14 protein-coding genes are annotated in these 16,826 nt (G+C 60.5%); 1 reads left to right on the top strand and 13 read right to left on the bottom strand.

What is annotated here, in order from left to right:
- Positions 1 to 7 precede the first annotated feature (7 nt).
- The 4 genes from PFZ56_RS23810 to PFZ56_RS23795 form a co-directional block, all read right to left on the bottom strand.
- A complete protein-coding gene (locus PFZ56_RS23810; protein WP_170004079.1) occupies positions 8 to 1,177 on the bottom strand; it encodes a hypothetical protein in 1,170 nt (389 codons plus the stop codon).
- Positions 1,178 to 1,307: 130 nt separating this feature from the next.
- On the bottom strand, positions 1,308 to 2,723 hold the full coding sequence (locus PFZ56_RS23805; protein ID WP_110596709.1) for an amino acid permease: 1,416 nt from the start codon (positions 2,721 to 2,723) through the stop codon (positions 1,308 to 1,310).
- 156 nt (positions 2,724 to 2,879) lie between these two features.
- Entirely contained in the window at positions 2,880 to 3,941 is a 1,062-nt protein-coding gene (locus tag PFZ56_RS23800) for an ornithine cyclodeaminase (RefSeq protein WP_102881528.1), read from the bottom strand.
- Positions 3,942 to 3,998: 57 nt separating this feature from the next.
- A complete protein-coding gene (locus PFZ56_RS23795; RefSeq protein ID WP_170004081.1) occupies positions 3,999 to 5,027 on the bottom strand; it encodes a histone deacetylase family protein in 1,029 nt (342 codons plus the stop codon).
- Positions 5,028 to 5,160: 133 nt separating this feature from the next.
- Between PFZ56_RS23795 and PFZ56_RS23790 the strand changes: the two genes are divergently transcribed.
- The gene (locus tag PFZ56_RS23790) at positions 5,161 to 5,649 is read left to right on the top strand and encodes an Lrp/AsnC family transcriptional regulator (RefSeq protein WP_170004083.1); all 489 of its coding nucleotides are present in this window, start codon (positions 5,161 to 5,163) and stop codon (positions 5,647 to 5,649) included.
- A 57-nt stretch (positions 5,650 to 5,706) separates the two neighbouring features.
- Here the strand turns inward: PFZ56_RS23790 and PFZ56_RS23785 are convergent, their stop codons facing one another.
- The 9 genes from PFZ56_RS23785 to PFZ56_RS23745 all read right to left on the bottom strand — a co-directional run bounded on the left by PFZ56_RS23785 (position 5,707) and on the right by PFZ56_RS23745 (position 16,778).
- Entirely contained in the window at positions 5,707 to 5,979 is a 273-nt protein-coding gene (locus PFZ56_RS23785; RefSeq protein WP_262379832.1) for a hypothetical protein, read from the bottom strand.
- Positions 5,951 to 6,250 (bottom strand): ATP-grasp domain-containing protein, encoded by a 300-nt coding sequence (locus PFZ56_RS23780; protein WP_394304476.1) that lies wholly within the window; start codon positions 6,248 to 6,250, stop codon positions 5,951 to 5,953. Before PFZ56_RS23780 ends, PFZ56_RS23785 begins: the two co-directional genes overlap by 29 nt.
- Before the next feature lie 5 nt (positions 6,251 to 6,255).
- Positions 6,256 to 6,705: a PTS sugar transporter subunit IIA gene (locus PFZ56_RS23775; RefSeq protein WP_170004087.1), complete on the bottom strand. Its 450-nt coding sequence runs from the start codon at positions 6,703 to 6,705 to the stop codon at positions 6,256 to 6,258.
- A gap of 366 nt (positions 6,706 to 7,071) precedes the next feature.
- Entirely contained in the window at positions 7,072 to 7,215 is a 144-nt protein-coding gene (locus tag PFZ56_RS23770; RefSeq protein ID WP_170004089.1) for a hypothetical protein, read from the bottom strand.
- A gap of 335 nt (positions 7,216 to 7,550) precedes the next feature.
- A complete protein-coding gene (locus PFZ56_RS23765; protein WP_170004091.1) occupies positions 7,551 to 8,000 on the bottom strand; it encodes a hypothetical protein in 450 nt (149 codons plus the stop codon).
- A gap of 183 nt (positions 8,001 to 8,183) precedes the next feature.
- Entirely contained in the window at positions 8,184 to 8,522 is a 339-nt protein-coding gene (locus PFZ56_RS23760) for a hypothetical protein (RefSeq protein ID WP_134928953.1), read from the bottom strand.
- Positions 8,522 to 13,471 carry an RHS repeat-associated core domain-containing protein gene (locus tag PFZ56_RS23755; protein WP_170004093.1) on the bottom strand — a complete coding sequence of 1,650 codons (4,950 nt, stop codon included), beginning with the start codon at positions 13,469 to 13,471 and terminating at the stop codon, positions 8,522 to 8,524. The genes PFZ56_RS23760 and PFZ56_RS23755 overlap by 1 nt, the downstream gene beginning before the upstream one ends.
- A 2-nt stretch (positions 13,472 to 13,473) precedes the next feature.
- Positions 13,474 to 14,583: a DUF2169 domain-containing protein gene (locus PFZ56_RS23750; RefSeq protein WP_170004095.1), complete on the bottom strand. Its 1,110-nt coding sequence runs from the start codon at positions 14,581 to 14,583 to the stop codon at positions 13,474 to 13,476.
- Positions 14,583 to 16,778 carry a type VI secretion system tip protein VgrG gene (locus PFZ56_RS23745; protein WP_170004097.1) on the bottom strand — a complete coding sequence of 732 codons (2,196 nt, stop codon included), beginning with the start codon at positions 16,776 to 16,778 and terminating at the stop codon, positions 14,583 to 14,585. The genes PFZ56_RS23750 and PFZ56_RS23745 overlap by 1 nt, the downstream gene beginning before the upstream one ends.
- Between the last annotated feature and the right edge of the window lie 48 nt (positions 16,779 to 16,826).

Raw genomic sequence — 16,826 nt, 5'->3', positions numbered from 1 at the left:
GGGGGATTCAGGAGCCTTGGGGTTTCCAGCATGCCGCCGGTGGCGCGGCACCGGCACAGGCGCGGTTTTGGCCATACAGCGGTTTTGCCGGCTTGCGGGTTACCGCGCTGTTGCGGGTCCTGATGCAGGTGCGGGTATAGCGGTGCATCTGGTTCAGCGCCAGGTTGCGCAGCCCCTTGGGGCAGATCAACAGGGCCTCGCCGAAAGAGAAGAGTTGAAAGCCCTGAACTTCCAGGCGCTGCTCCGAGGTCAGGCGGGTGTTCCACATCAGTGGGTCCAGGTCATGCAGTTCGAGGTCATCGTGCAGCACGAATCGTTCGATTCCGTCCTGACGCACATCCAGGCTGCCGGCGGCCTTGTAGGTGATCTGGCTCATGGCTCCGGGCAGCACCAGAAGAAAGGCTGCGGTCAGGAGCAGGGTGCACATCAGGGCATAGAAGACCCGTTTGTAGGGACTACCGGCCTTGCAGTAGAAGAACACGATGGGCAGCAAGGAGAAGAGCAGCCCCAGGAAGTTCAACAAGGCCGGTAAGTGTGGCGAGTCATTGGACGCTTCGTTGCTGTAGGCATTGATGATCAGCAGGCTGGTGAAGATCCCCGAGATCACCGTGCCCAGCAGGCAGAGTGTCAGGGTCACGAACAGGCCACCCCAGGTGCCCCTGCCCGCAGCGGGGTGTTTCTCCAGACTGCTGTGGATCACGCGTTTGAACGCGGGGCGTGACATCACCAGCGCTGTCACCAGTACCACCACCGCCACCAGTATCAGCGACGCCAGTGCCTCACCCAGATGCACGTAGTAGCTGAGCACGATCAGGGTCAGGAAGCCTGCCAGGACCGGCAAGGTCAGCCATACCACCACATCGTTCATGTGTTCTGGAGTGTTGCGAAACACATCGTTTGCCAGCCCGAACAGCAGGGTGGTGACCGTAAGCAGCAGCAAGTAGATCAGCATGAGAAACAGCACCATGACCAGCCAGACCACCAGCGCCGATCTGGCATCGATGGAGGCCATGAACAGGTCGGTGCGGCCGATGGCCCGGGTGTACATGTACAGGCTGAACAGCCCCAGCGCGGCGGCGCTCAGGCCGATGACGGTGCCGATCTGGCTCCAGTAGTTGAGGACGCGTTTGAGGTTTTTCCTGAACACCTCTTCAAAGGTGGGTCCTGCGACTTGCATGTGGGCACTCCCTGGCAACGGCGATGGCGGCGGGAGTAGAACAAGACGAGTGGGGCTCTGTCGATGCTTTTGCACGCAGGACCGGGCTCCGACAGGGCCGCTCCCTGGCCCAGTCTTTCAGGATCGCGCCTCAGCGGTATTGCGCCGCCGCTTGCACTGGTGTCCGCCCCTTGCGCCCGGCCGTCAGGCGATAGGCAATGGCCAGCCAGACGAACCACGCCGGCATCACGCACAGGGCCAGGCGGGTATCCGGGCGCAGGGCCAGCAAGGCCAGGACGAACAGCAGGAACGCCAGGGCGAACCAGGCCATGGGCACGCCGCCCGGCATCTTGTACTGGGAACCGGCGTGCAGTTCAGGGTGCTTTTTGCGGTAGGCGATGTAGGACGCGAGGATGGTCGACCAGGTGAAGATCACCAGGATCGCCGACACCGTCGACACCAGGGTGAAGGCGGTCATCACCTCCGGAACCACGTACAGCAACAGCACCCCCAGCAGCATCAGCAGGCTGGTGAAGGCCAGGCTGATCACCGGCACGCTATGCCCTGACAGGCGTTTGAACACGCGTGGTGCGTTGCCCTGGTCCGCCAGTCCGAAGAGCATGCGACTGGCGGAGAACACGCCGCTGTTGGCCGAGGAAGCCGCGGAGGTCAGCACCACGAAATTGACGATGCCCGCCGCAGCCGGGAAGCCGGCGATCAGGAACAACTCCACGAACGGGCTCTTGCTCGGCGACACCTGCTGCCAGGAGGTCACGGCGATGATGCATGCCAGGGCCAGCACATAGAACAGGATGATGCGCAGCGGAATCGCGTTGATGGCCTTGGGCAGGGTCCGGCGCGGGTCGCGGGTCTCCGCCGCGGCGGTGCCGATCAGCTCGGTGCCGGCAAAGGAAAAGATCGCCATCTGGAAACCGGCGAAGAAGCCCAGCAGGCCGTTGGGAAAGGCGGCCTGGCGGTCCAGCAGGTGGTTCAGGGAGGCGCTCACCCCGGACGGCGAGACAAAGGCGGTGGCGATCAGCACCAGGCTCACCGCGATCAGAGTGACCACGGCGATGATCTTGATGATGGCGAACCAGAACTCCACCTCGCCGAACAGTTTCACCGTCAGCACGTTGAGGGCGAACAGGGTCAGCATCATGGCGATGGCGGGAACCCAGGCCGGTACATCGGGGAACCAGTACTGGAAGAAGCCGCCCACCACCACGGCATCGCCCACCACCGCGACACTCCAGCTCAGCCAGTAGGACCAGCCGAGGAAGAACGCCGCCTGGGGCCCCAGGTAGGCACCGGCGAAATCGGCAAAGCTCTTGAAGTTCAGGTTCGACAGCAGCAGCTCGCCCATGGCGCGCATCACCAGGTACACGAACAGGCCGATGATCATGTAGATCAGGATGATCGAGGTGCCGGACATGGCGATGATCTTGCCCGAGCCCATGAACAGCCCGGTGCCGATGGCGCCGCCCATGGCCATGAGCTGGATATGACGGTTATGCAGGGTGCGTTGCAGCGTCGGGTGCTCGCAGGCCCCGAAGGTATCTGGAATCATCACAAAACCTCTTGATTTTATAGTTGTCGAGTTTTGGCAGTGGAAGGTCGTTGGGGGGCTGCGGTCTGTGATTGTTGTGGTGCAGCCGGGTCAGGTATTGCCCGTGAACAGGGGCACCAGGCCGGTTCCCTGTTCATGGGCCACAGGAGCGATCTTTCAGCCGGCGGTGATCCGTCGTGGTGCCGTCGCCAGGGGGGCAGGGCGCTGTTGCAGCAACTGGTACAGGTCCTTGATATTGGCCGGCGTGGGCACCAGCTGAATCTGCTCGCCGATGCCGTGCTGGCGTGCCAGGTCATGCAGGTAGCGCAGGGACGCGAAGTCTTCCAGGGCGAAACCCACCGAGTCGAACACTGTGACCTGGGCCTCATGCTCGCGGCCCGGCGCCAGGCCCTGGGCAATGCGGAAGTACTCGGTGACCGGGAAGTGCGCCGGCATCTGCTGGATATCGCCTTCGATGCGGGTCTGGGGTTCGAACTCGACGATCACCCGGGCGTTGCGCAGGATGTCCGCGTGCAGCTCGGTCTTGCCCGGGCAATCGCCGCCCACGGCGTTGAGGTGCATGCCAGGCTCGATCAGTTCGGGGGTGAGGATGGTGGCGTAGGCCTTGTCCGCGGTGACCGTGGTCACGATGTCCGCGCCCTTGACCGCATCGGCCACCGAGTCGGCGATGCGCACCTCGAGCCCCGGCCAGGCCTGCAGGTTGTGCTTGAGCTTGTGGGACGCTTCAACGTCGATGTCGAAGATCCGCAGCTCGCTGATGCCGAGCATTTCATGAAAGGCGATGGCCTGGAATTCACTCTGGGCGCCGTTGCCGATGAGCGCCATGCGGCGGGCGTCCTTGCGGGCCAGGGATTGCGCCACCAGCGCTGAAGTGGCGGCGGTGCGCACCGCGGTGGTCAGGGTCAACTCGCTGAGCAGCACCGGGTAGCCGCTGTCGACCTGGGCCAGCACACCGAAAGCCATCACCGTCAGCAGGTGTCGGGCTGGATTGCCGGGGTGGCCATTGACGTACTTGAACGCGTACTGCTGGCCATCGTCGGCGGGCATCAGCTCGATGACGCCAGTGGCGGAGTGATTGGCGGTGCGCGGGGATTTCTCGAAGGCTTGCCAGCGCTGGTAGTCGGCCTGGATGTAGCCGGCCATTTCCCGGATCGCCCGGCCTATGCCCAGGCGCGAATACAGGTCCGCTGCGTGATCCACATCGATGAACAAGGTCATGTCTTTTCCCTCTCGGTCAGAACGTTGAAAACTGCTGGGCAGTGCGACGCTGGTGCATTAGCGATTGGCATGGCCGTGGAGCACATTGACCGCGTTGATGCCGATCTCATCCACCATGTAGCCGCCCTCCATGACGAACAACGTGGGTACGCCCACGCCGGCGATGACTTGGCCCATGCCGAGGAAATCCTCGCTTTCCAGAAGGAAGTGGCTGATGGGATCGTCCTTGAAGGTGTCGACGCCCAGGGACACCACCAGCAGCTCCGGGGAGAACTCGCGAAGCCGGGCGCAGGCCTGGATCAGTGCTTCCCGGTAGCGCTGCCAGGTGGTGCCTCGGGGCAGGGGGAAGTTCAGGTTGCAGCCTTCACCGGCACCGGCCCCACGCTCCGCGGCGAACCCCGAGTAGTAGGGGTAGGAGACCGCCGGATCGCCGTGCAGCGAGACGAACAGGACGTCATCACGCTCGTAGAAAATGTTCTGGGTGCCGTTGCCGTGGTGGAAGTCCACGTCCAGCACCGCCACGCGCTTCGCGCCCCGGGTCACGGCGTGTTGCGCGGCAATGGCGGCGTTGTTCAGGTAGCAGTAGCCCCCCATGTATTCCCGGGCCGCGTGATGGCCCGGCGGACGGCACAGGGCAAAGGCACTGTCCTGGCCTTCGTCGATCAGCGCCAGGCCGGTGAGGGCAATATCGGCGCTGGTGCGCACGGCATCCCAGGTGGTGGCGGTGATGGGCGAGCCGGCATCCATGGCGAAGAAGCCCAGCTTGCCGTCGATGAACTCCGGCACCTGCTGGTTGGCCAGGTCGCGTACCGGCCACACCAAGGGCAGGGCGTCGTGGCTGCGGCCGGTGGCGCGCCATTCGCTCCAGGCGCTTTCCAGGAAGGTCACGTAGCGTTCGCTGTGGGCGGCGACGTAGCAGGAGCGGTCGAAACGGCGGGGGACGATGATGTCGCCAAGCCCCACGTGCCTGACCCGGTCGCGGACCGTATCGGCCCGGCTGGGTTGCTCGAAGGAGGGCTTGAGCACCCCATCCTTCAACTCGGTGCCGTGGTGCAGGCGGTGGGATTCGCTGAAGACGGTAAGCATGCTGAACGCATCCATTGTTGTTGTCCGGTGCAAATAGTTTGTTCCGGCATGGCTGCGACTTCTTTGCTTTTTGTTCTGATGGAATTAGAGTTTTGGGTAATATTTTTCCATTGAGTGGCTACTTGTGAAAAAAATGACTCGAAGGGTGTCCCTGGACGAAACCGACCTGGCAATCCTCGCCCTGTTGCAGCAGGACGCGAGCATTTCCAACGCCGAACTCAGCGAGCGCCTGTCCCTGAGCCTCACCCCCTGCTGGCGCCGGCGCAAACGCATGGAAGAGGAGGGGGTGATCAAGGATTACCAGGCCAACCTCGACCGGCGCCTGCTGGGGCTGGACATCATGGCCTTCGTGCATGTGCGTTTTGCCACCCACTCCGACCAGACTCCGGATGACTTCGAGGCGGTGATCATGCGTTTGCCCGAGGTCCAGGCCTGCCACAAGATCACCGGTGACGCCGACTACCTGTTGCAGGTGCTGGCCCAGGACCTGGACAGCTACAGCGATTTTGTCGAGCAGGTGCTCAGGCGCCAGCCGGGCATCGCCTCGATCCAGTCGAGCCTGGCGCTGCGGGAGATCAAGGCCACCAGTCGCCTGGCGATTGCCCCGGCACCGGCTCGTTGAGTCGAACCCCGGTTACTGGAATTCTCCGCTGATCAGGTGGCCGTCTTCTAGGCGACTTCACGGCTGTCGGGCGTTGTGCGCCGCCTGCAAGGCCCGGCGCACGCCTTCGGCATAGGACGTCTTGGCGATGGGCCCGATCAAGCCTTGCAGGGCCGAGTCATCGAGGATCAGCGGCGAGCTGATCAGGTAGTGCATCTCCACCATCTCCCGCAGCAGCGGATCGAACAGCCCCAGCAGGCGCAGCAGGGGCTTGAGGGCGATTTTGAAGCGGGGCTGCGGGGCTTGCTGCGCTGCGCAGTGCTCAGTCGGCAGCGCCGAGCATGGCGGCAAAGCGCTGCGCCGACCACTCCTTACGGTCCGATACCTGACCGTCCCCCAGTTCCACCAGACGCAGCACGCCGTCGGCCCGCAAGACCACATTCACCGAAAAAAACCGGCTGTCGATCAGCGCAGCGCACTCGTTCACCAGTGCCGGCACCTCGCCTTGTGCAGCATGGGCCTTGCCGTTGAGCACGAAGTAGCGCCGTTCGCTGTCCTCCAGGTAGTCCTCCCGGCGCCGGACACAGATGCCTCCCTCGATCTGGCCGCGATACTGACGCATGCGCTCTACCAGTGGTCAACCAGTTGCTTGACCTGCGACGCATCGTGGCAACGCAGCAGCGCCTGACGAAAGCGTGGATTGGAAAACAGCCGGGCAGTGTCCGCCAGCAGTTCCAGGTGTTGCTGATCGGCGGGCGCGGGCACCAGCAGTACGAGGATATCGCTCACCGGCTGCTGGTCGGGTGCGGCAAAGGCCATGGCGGTCTGCGGCCGCAGGTACAGCGCATGGATGCTGTCGAGCTCGGCGAGCCGCGCATGGGGCACGGCCACACCATCGCCGATGGCGGTACTGGCGGCCAGTTCCCGGCGCCACAGACTGGCCGTGACCCAATCGCCGGGCAGTTGCCGCGTCTCTTGAAGATGCTGGCCAACCTGATCGAACAGGCGCTGTTTGTTCGAGACATTGACGTCGAGGAGGATGTCCTCGACCTGCAGATAGCGGGCAAGCTTGCTCATGGGCTTCTCCGGGCGTTTCAGGCTTGGCTCAAGGAGAATTGAAGCGCATTTGCCTGGCTGGGTCAGTGGCGGCCGGGCAGTCTTTACGAACTCTTTAGGTGGGGGCTGGCGGATGGCAAGGGAGTGGCCGAGGAGGGTGGAGTTCTTGTGGGGGATCTGTTCAAAGACGATGGCGCCGTTGGTGTAGATGGGCGCGGCTTTGCGCGGTTGTTCGCTGCGCCATAGGTACTCTTCGCCGATGATAGGTTTTTCGCTGTGGATTTGGCCTTCGCTGAGCAGGTTGAGGGCGTTGTCGTAGCACCACTGTTGTGGCTGGCCCTGGCCCAGATGGGCGGCGATCAGTTGCTGGTTGGCGTTCTAGCGGTACTAGCTCTGGCCCCAGCGGTTGTTGTCGATCTGGATCGGGTTGAGGGCTTTGTCGTAGCGGTAATGGCGTTCGACAAAGGAGGTTGCGGCTGCGCCGGCCTTTTGCTCGGTCAGCAGGCTGAGGCTTTTGTAGTGCTGGTGCAATTTGAAGCCAGCCGTGCTGCTGCACTGGATGTCTCATACTCTTAAATTGATAATTATAAATTTATTTAGGCTCACAAATAAAAATCCAATAAATCGATTATTGATTTTTCAATAATCCTCCGTCTGCGATTGCATCTTATAGCTTTAAGGTGAGGTGATATTTCTTTGCTTAACTCCAAAACCAGTGATTCCATGTTCTGATTCAGTTCGTCAAGTCTATTGTCTGACATGATTGCTAAATATTTTTTCCATCAGGCAGTACTCTGCATGATTCGGCTCTTTGATCAGGTCTAAGTTTTCGTCAACTGACTCGCAAAGGTAACGGATTGGATTTTTTAACCGATATCCGCAATATTTATTTTCTGAAAAGATAAAGCTAAAGTCTTTTTTATATGTATGTGAGTAACGCTTGAAGAGGGGGTGAAGTTTAGGCAGGTCAATTCTTTTCTTTCTGCGCTAAAATTTCTTAGTTTTGTAGGTTCTAACAAGAAATGTTTTGGGTTTCTAAGTTTTACTTCACCCCAGCAAGATGAGTGCTCACTTGAAGTGTTTTTTGTATTTTTATTGGGGATGGAGAGTTCAGTTCTTACGAGGTCACCATCAATACTAAACAAAAAAAGCTCTGAGTTTTCAGAAAACCAATGCTCAGAGCCAATACCTGACTTTCCATTTGAAAGGGAGATGACTGATGAGTTTCCCCCGAAGGCATACTTTATTTTAAAATTTTTATAAGTGGGTTGAGGTGAGGGGTAAGTTTTAATTTGCATGCATGAAATATTAAACATGTTATATCTTCGTTGCTGGGAGTGGAGAACCACCATTAGGTTTGGGGGGGCTGATGTAATTATTTCAGAAGTTGTTGGTGTTTCAGGAGCAGGAGGAAAACCTCCAATGGACGCTCCGTTTCAACCAAAAACAGTGATTATGCGTCCTGAGTTTTTCCTTTCTCTGCCAATTGTTCAGCTTTGTCAGATTGATGGATATCTATCTAGAAAACCATCGCTTGTAGGATACTTTAAGAAAAAAGAGATGTATTCATTTTCTTTTAATGAAATGTTAAAAATTCTATTTTCTGAAGATTTCAGCATAAGATCATACCAGTAGATTTTCTCTTCTATTTCATCTAATAGAGATAGAGTTATTGTGTTCACAAGTTCATTATATTCGTTGATCAATTCATGTAGCTTTTTTGGAAAGCTGAACTTTAATATTCTTCCTGTGCAGTAATATTCTATCTCGTCTTCTTTTTTATATTCGATAAGTGCATATTTTTCTTTGGTTCTATAAGAAATGATATAGTCTTTCATTAGTCGCCGCACCTCTTAAAGGTATTGAGTAATTCTTCTTTGTTTGTGTTAAAGCCATTGGTGCCGTCAGGATGAATTAGCCTCGCATGATGCTGTCCTAGCGCACCTTTAGAAGGGTCATGTATTACATCATAGCCAATAGCTCTCAAATCGCCGGCACTTACTTCGCCTACGCTGATCGCTGGTCTGTTAGGAAAGGCTTTGTTCCATATGTTGGTAGCATCGTCAGCGCTATCTGCTCTGATCACTGATACCCCAGGAGGATTCAATTTTCCTTTATTAATTGCGTCCATTTCTCGTGAGTTAAAATCAAAACTATAAGGGCCGTCGATACTAACCCTATAAATTTTAGTGTCAGCAGGAAGGGAGGCTCCTTTTTCTAGTCCATTTAACCCCAGCGGATCAACCCAACTATTCGGGTTATGCACATACCCCTGCGGCCGAGTCCCACCACCCAGCCCCAACGGATCCGGACTCAAATACTGCGCCGTCTCCGGATCGTAGTATCGGTGCCGATTGTAGTGCAGCCCACTCTCTTCGTCGTAGTACTGGCCCGGAAAGCGAATCGGGCAGGTGGTCTTGTTGATCGGCACCACGTTGCTGCTGGCGAACTCGTCATTCGCGGCTCGCCATAGCCTTGCCTGGCCCCAGACGTTGGGGCTATTGCTCCAGCCCAGTTGGCCGCTTTCGTCCAGTAACTCTCGGGGCGTGCCGAGGTGGTCGGTGACGATGTACCAGAGTTTTTCGCCTTGTTGTTGCGCCAGTGGGGTGATGCCGCCGGGGGCGTAGCTCCAGCGGGTGGCGTGTTCGAAGGCGACGGTGCCGTCGGCGTAGATGGGCGCGGCTTCGAGCAGTTGTTCACCGCTCCACAGGTATTCCTCGCCGATGATGTGTTGTTCGCTGTGGGCGTAGATCGAGTTGCGTTTGTTGCTGCGGCTGAAGTTGAACTTGCGCGTGCGACGGCCAAAGGCGTCGTACTCGTAGCGCCAGTGTTCGTCGGTGGGGGTGTAGAGGTCGGTGAGGCGGTTGTCGCTGTTCCAGCGGTATTGCCAGCGCTGGGGGCGGAAGCCGTGGCGGTCGACGATTTTTTCGGCCAGGCGGCCGCAGGGGTCGTAGCGGTAGCGGTTGGCTCCGGATTTGACCACGCGCCCGCCTTTTTGCTCAGCCTTGACGCCCATGCCTTTTGCGCTGTGGATCTGCCCTTCGCTGAGCAGGTTGAGGGCGTTGTCGTAGAGCCATTGCTGTGGCTGGCCCTGGCCCAGGTGGGCGGCGATCAGTTGCTGGTTGGCGTTGTAGCGGTAGTGGCTCTGGCCCCAGCGGTTGTCGTCGATCTGGATCGGGTTGAAGGCTTTGTCGTAGCGGTAGTGGCGTTCGACAAAAGAGGTTGTTGCTGCGCCGGCCTTTTGCTCGGTCAGCAAGCTGAGACTGTTGTAGTGCTGGTGCAGGTTGAAGCCGGCGGCGCTGCTGCGCTGGATGTCGCGGCCCAGGGCGTCGCGGCTGATCTGCAGCGGTGCATGGCCGGCGATCAGCAGTTGCGCCAGGCCGCCATTGCGGTCGTGCTGCCACTGCACCTGGGGCAGGGCGGCGAAGGCTTCCTGGGCGTTGGCCTGTTCGGCGATGGCACCGGCTTGCTGGCCGATGGGCAGGCCACTGGCGGGGTCGTACTGGTGTTCGATCAGGCGGCCATTGATGCGTTCGCTGAGCAAGCGGCCTACGGCGTCGCGTTGGTATTCGATACGGGCGCCCGGGCTGTTGACGCCGATCAGGTGTCCGACGTCGTTGTAGTTGAACTCGGTCTGTTCGCTCAGTTCGCCGTTGGCCCGGTAGTGAGCAATGCTCAGCAGGCGCGCACTGGCAATGTCGTAGTGGTAGGCCACGCGGGCGCCGTCGGCGCAGTGTTTTTCGCTGAGCCAACCGACGGCGTTGTAGCAATAGCGGGTGAGGGTGCCGGCGAAGTCGCGTTCGGCGATCAAGCGCCCGGCCTTGTCGTAGGCGTATTGATACACGTCGCCGACGCCATTGGTCAGGCGGGTCAAGCGGGTGAGTCTGTCGTAGCCCAGGGTCAGGCTTTGCCCGCCGGGGTAGGTGAGCTTTTCCAGCAGGTCGAAGGCGCCGTAGGCGTAGCGGGTGCGATGACCTTCGCCATCGATGAAGCTGACCAGTCGGTGTTCGCTGTCGTAAGCCCAGTGCTGTTCGGTGCCATCGGCCAGGGTCACGCCGCTGAGGGAACCTCGGGGATGGGCGTGCTGGCTGTGGTAGGCATAACGGGTGATCTGGCCCAATGCGTCTTGCTGTTGGAGAGGGCGGCCCAGGGTGTCCAGCTGTACGCGGCTGATCTGGCCGTCCGGTTGCTGGATTTCGCTCAGGCGCTGTTTGCGGTCATAGCGGTAAAGGGTCTGGGTGCCCTCCGGCCAGGTCTGGCTCAGCAACTCGCCATGGGCCCCATGTTGGTAAGTGGTGGTACGCCCATCGGGGTCTTTGACGCTGCTGAGGTTGCCCTGGGCGTCGTACTTCATTTGCCAGGTGACACCGTCGGCGGAGACGTAGCGTGTCAGCAGGCCTTGGGTGTTGTAGTCAAAGGTGTGCCGGGTGCCGTCCGGGTTGATCTGAGTCAGCAGCTCGCCGAAGTCGCTGTAGCGGTAGGTGGTGGTGCGACCCAGAGGGTCGGTGGTGGCGACCTTGTTGGTGTATTCGTCCCACTCGGTCAGCCATTCGTGGCCCAGCGCATCGATTTTGCGCACCACCAGGAAGTCGCTGTTGTAGTAGTGCCGGCTGCTACCGCCTTCAGCGTCGTGGTAGTCGGTGCAGCGGTTGGCCTCGTGGTACTCGAAGCGGTCGGTGTAATGCCCGCTGTCGGCATGGGTGCGAATGACTCGCCCTTTGGCGTCGTAGGCAATGTGGAAATGGGTTTTGTCGGTGTCGTGCCACTGGGTCATGTGGCCGGCGTTGTCGTAAGCGTGATACAGGGTGCCGAACTGATGGCTGGCGCAGTCGGTCAGCATGCTGTGTTGCTCATAGCGGCAACTGAGCAAGCGGCGCGGGTGTTGTTCGCCGTCGTGCAGGGTGATGCCTGTCAGATGGCCTGTGCTGCTGAGCTCGATGTGCAACTGATAGCCGTCGCTGTGTTCGACGCGCTGCAACCGCTGCTGTGGACCGTAGATAAAGCGGATGCGGTTGCCGTTGCTGTCTTCGATCGCGGTCAGGGGGCGAGTGTGGTTCGGGCTGTGGGCAAAGCTCAGGGTCTGCTGGGTCGCGCGGTCATACAGGCGCAAGGTGCCCGAACGTTGGCCGCTGAGCAGGTAGCGCCCGTTACGTCGGTTATGGGCCTGGACTTCGTCGTCCGGCGCCTCGTAGTCCAGGGTGCTGCCGTCGACCGTGTGATAGGTAATGCGCTGGTGATCGAGCACCAAGTGCTGGGACCAATCGTCCGCCCATTGCCACCCAAATAGCCCGCGAAAGTCTGCCCGCGAGCGATACAGGCGCGAGAGTTTCAGCGGGAGGCTGCCGGGGATCTCCAGCACTGGCCAGGTTTGCAGGTAGTCACCGGTAGCGACGTCCACCGGCTCGCCTTCAAGACTGCATTTGCTGGTCTCACAGTTCTTGCCGCTGTCGGAGGTCCTCCCGGTTTTCACGTCTTCTGCGCTGCCGTGGGCGGCACCTTGGGGTCTGACGTGAACGCCGTCGCCGGCATGGGCGACGGTTTCAGTGCGGTTGGCGTTTTTCAAGGCATTGGCGGCTTTGGCCGCTTCCGCAGCCTTGCCTGCCTTGAACAGCGTCCAGGGCAAGGTCAGGATCTCCACGCCCGCCCGGGTCACGGCCTCGATGTGATTGCCCTTGGACCAGGCATCGGTGACTGGTTTGACCAAGGCAGAACCCACGGCCTTGGCTCCGTTGCTGATGCTTGTTCCGACAGTCCCCGGGGTGATGTTGCCCAGGCGCATGTTCTCCGCGAGGATCTGCGCATCCAAGGCACGGCCGCGCAGACCATCGGCGGTGTAGTTGCTCTGCAGGCTCTTGGCTTGATGCTTGGCCCCGGTGTAGGCCAGTTCGCCGATTCCCATGACCGTGTCTTTGGCAAACCCGGTCACGCCACGAGTGACTTGCGCATCGGCGTCCGCCACCGCCGGAAAGTAATGGGCAATCAGCGGGCCTGCGGGTGTCAAGCCGAGCACCGCGCCTTGCTTGATGCTGGCGATGCCCTCATCGGCGCTTTTATTCCAGCCATCAAAATCGATGTATTTATCCAGGCCATCGATGTCCAACTGTTGCTGCTTCAGGGCTTCGCGCTCGGCCTCCAACTCCTGCAGACGGGCACTGGTCCGCTCTCCGGGAGGGGCCAGGTCACTCGTCTCGCTGGCAACCGCAGTGGCCGACTGGGCCGTCGTCACAATCTTGCCCAGGGTGCCGCCTACACCGGCGGCGTTGCAGTTGATCAGGCAGGCGCTGTCATGCCGGGCCAGCGGCAGGCCATTGACCTTGACGTTGCCATGTCCCTCCAGCAGCTTGACGTTGCCCGCGCCCAGCGAGGTGCCGGCCACCACATGTGCGCCGGCATCGGCCTGGACCTGATTGAAGAGGTCCCCCAGCCGATAGACCTTGGTGCCACGGGCCTTGACGTCGCTGGAAGCCAGCACCGGTCTGTCCAATGTCGCGAACGAGTCAAAGGCCACCACCACCGGTCCGACCCAGCAGAAGTCCGGCACACTGCACACGGCTTGCCATTCACTGCTGTCATGGGCGACGTGGCGCTTGCTGCCCCCTTTGGCGGTGGCGGCCGCGTCCCTATCCACCGGCGCCGACTCGGCGGCTACCGCTTGAGTGGCGGCGGCTTTTTGCGCGTCCAGCTCAGCTTTCAGCTGCTGCAACTCACTGAGCCTGCGCTCATCCATCAAGCGTTGTTCCGCTGCCGCATCATCGGCGCTGTCGGAGATCGTCAATCTGTCCGTCATGTTCAAGCCTTCCCTGGCAACGCGGCGGTGCCAACCAGCGCCATGGTTATCTGGCTGATACCCGCCGTCACGGGCAGGCGCCAGAGCAGCACGGCCTGGCGCTGGTCCAGGTCAAGGCGCAGGGTGTCGAGCACCGGCACGCTGACGAAGGGCTCAGCGTCCGTGCTTTCACACACCACCAGCGGTGCAACTCCGGGCAAATGCATGAGGTAGTCGCCCTCGCTCAGGCAGCCCTTGAGCCGCACGCTCTCATCACCGGTCAGATAGGGCACGGCCACCTGATCGGCCGGGGCGCTCTGGTAAAAGCGTGGGTCGAAGTCGTCCGGCAGCAGTGGATAGCGTTCAGCGAACCATTGCGCGTCCAGCGTGCCTTGCAAGCCCACGCGCGGCTGCCACCAGCGCGCCAGCGCGGTCAGGCCCACGGGCTGCAAACGCTGCGAGGGGGCTTTGTAGGGATGTGCTGGGTCTTCAATCTGAGGGGCGGGCAGGCTGTCCAACTGCGCGATCTGTGCCTCGATGCGTTGGCGCACCGAAGCCTCCAGGGTGTTCAATTCAGCCGCGCTCGGCAGCCAGCCACAACCGGCGGTGTTGCTGGGGTAGCTGACGCTGGGAATCGGCGTCTGCCCGGGTGATGGCTCGGGGTCGTAGAAGCAGCCGCCAAACGCCAGGCGGTAATCCAGCGTGACCTTTTCCACTTTATCGGGGGCACTCAGCGTCCAGCCCATCAGCCCCTTGTGCATGGTACGCGGACCATGGACCTGCAAGTTCTTGCGCACCGCTCCGACCTGCACCTCGACCGGCCAGTTCGTGCGCCACTGCCCCTCAGCACTGTGCACGCTGCCTTGCAGCAGCACATCGGTGCCGGGCTTGCCCAACAGCAGATCGCCTTCTTCGGCGATCACCGCCTGCAAGGGAAAAGTGGCTATCGGTCCATCGAAGCGATCGCCGAGGACAATCGCGCTCTGATCTACACTCAAGGGCATGGCCAAGCCCTGCGCAAAATCAAAGGTGCCGCGAATCACCAGGATGTCCATGGGCACGCCCGCCGGGGTGGTTTTTTCATACAGCAGGTGTGGCAGCCCGGTGTGGTTCTCGATGTGGATGACGCCCATCACCAGCTACCGTCGATCAAGAGCGGCATGGCATCGGTCACATCCAGGCCTTTGAGCTGGGTGGTTTCGGCGTCCACCGGCAGGTTCGGCGCCGGTTGTGCGGTGCCGCTGTTGAGGTGCACGTCTGCGGGGGCATCGGCGTTGACCGTGTTGCCTGCCACCAGATGAATGTCCGGTCCGTCGAGGTAGATCCCGGCATCGGTGATCACCACTTTCGAGCGTCCGACCTGCAAGGTGATGCTTTCACCGTCCAGCTTGATGCTCGATCCTGGTCCGCTGGCCTCCGGCGCAGGCTCCTCACCCGCAGGCGGTGCGGCACTTTGCACGCTGCCATCGCCGACCTTGAGGCTGTAGGACGTGCCCACCACCGTGCTCTGGCTACGGCCCACCTGGGTGCTCTGGTTGATTCCCACCAGGGTGTTCATGTGCAGGCCGACGTTCTGGCTGTAGACCGTGCCGATGTTCATCATCTTGGCCAGCCCGACGTTTTGCAGAGAGGCCAGGTTGATGGTCTCGGTCTTGAAGCAGTCGACATTGATCGACCAGTTGCGCTTGATGCGATCACGTTCGTGGCGGTCGATGGTCTTGGTGCGATCACGTCCGACCCAGTGGGTTTCGTCGTGTTCGACTTCGATGTTCTGATCCCTCTCCGCGTGGACGTAGATCTCTTCGGCGCCCTTTTTGTCCTCGATGCGCAACTCGTTGGAGCCATTGCCGCCCAGGCTGCTGCGGGTCTTGAACACGCTACGGGTCTTGTTCGCCGGCAACGGATAAGGCACGGGCGTGTGCTGGTTCGGTACGCAGCCGGTCACCAAGGGCTGTTCGGGATCACCGCCGATAAAGCTGACCAGCACTTCCATGCCGATCCGCGGGATGATCACGTGGCCAAAGCCTTCACCGGCCCAACTGGTGGCCACCCGTACCCAGCAGCTGGAGAACTCGTTGCGCTCGCCTTCGCGGTCCCAATGAAATTGAATCTTTATCCGTGAGAATTCGTCACACCAGATTTCCTCACCGGCAGGACCGGTCACCAGCGCGGTCTGGCTGCTCAGGCGGGGCTTGGGGGCGGGCTCTTGCGGCCGAAAGAAGGTGTCCCAGGGGATGGCGCTGAAGCGGTTACGGTAACCCTGGGTAAAGCCGCCGTGGCGGTCGTCGCTGGTGACCGACTCTTCCAGCACCTGCGGTTGTCGACCCTCATGTTCAACGCTGACCAGCAGCCACATCTGGTTGTATTCGCCGCGCGGATGCTCGCTGAGGGTGACCAGATGGCCGCAGCGAAAGCTCGACAGATCGCTCTGCCCCTTGGCCAACTGGTAATCGGCGCGATGGCCTTCAAGGGCGATCTGGCTCAGTTGCTGGCCCACCGCGCCGGTGCTGTAGCGGCCCGGGTAGCGATAGTCCTCAAGGATTGGTAGCGCCTCGCTCTGTGCGCAGCTGTGCAGGGTGCTGGGCACCGGATCGAGCGGGGCGCCGCTGGAGGCGCTGCGCGGGTCGGGCTTTTTCAGGTTGTAGTCGCGGCGCACCACCTGGCTGGTGCGGGTGCTGAAACGCACCGCGAAATGGCTGACCACCGGGTCTTCGGCGGCCAGGCCACTGCCTTGCTGATAGCGCGCGGTGGCGAGGATCGGGTAGTCGGTCTGGTTGTCGGAAAATACCAGCAGGTGCTGGTCGAGGCTGTGTTCGTGGTGCCAGTGAATGCCGTCTTCAAAGCACAGGCGTTGCACAAACTGGAAATCCGTCTCCCCGTATTGCACGCAATACACCCTGGGTACTGAAGGCTTGGGAGCAATGTTGAAGCGGTACTGGTCGGCGAGGATGCCGTGTTCCTTGAGCACCTTGGCAATGATCTGCGGCACCGTCAGGTTCTGATAGACCCGTTGGTTGTGGCGGTGCTGCAACTGATAAAGGTGAGGACGCAGGATCAGGTGATAGCGGGTCATGCGCTTGCCGCTGTCGCCGATTTCGATGTCGTCGATCAGGCCGTGGATGCCTTCACCCTTGAGGCCGAACTGCAGGAACGCCGGCTGGTTGAGCAGGCTTTCCAGATCGACATTGGGGTTGTCCGAAACCAGCTCGATATGGATCGCATACAGCTCGCTGATGGCTTCGCGACCCTTGAAGGCCAGCACCTTGAAGTCGTGGCGAACAGAAGGGATGGACAGCACGAAATGCGCAGTGTCGGCCGGCGCGAACATAGGCTCATCCTTAAGCTTGAGAGAGGCCAGACCCGCGCCGTACCTGGC

This window comes from Pseudomonas danubii (assembly GCF_042980055.1).
Taxonomy (GTDB): Bacteria; Pseudomonadota; Gammaproteobacteria; order Pseudomonadales; family Pseudomonadaceae; genus Aquipseudomonas; species Aquipseudomonas danubii.
This window is presented reverse-complemented; position numbering and strand designations above follow the sequence as displayed.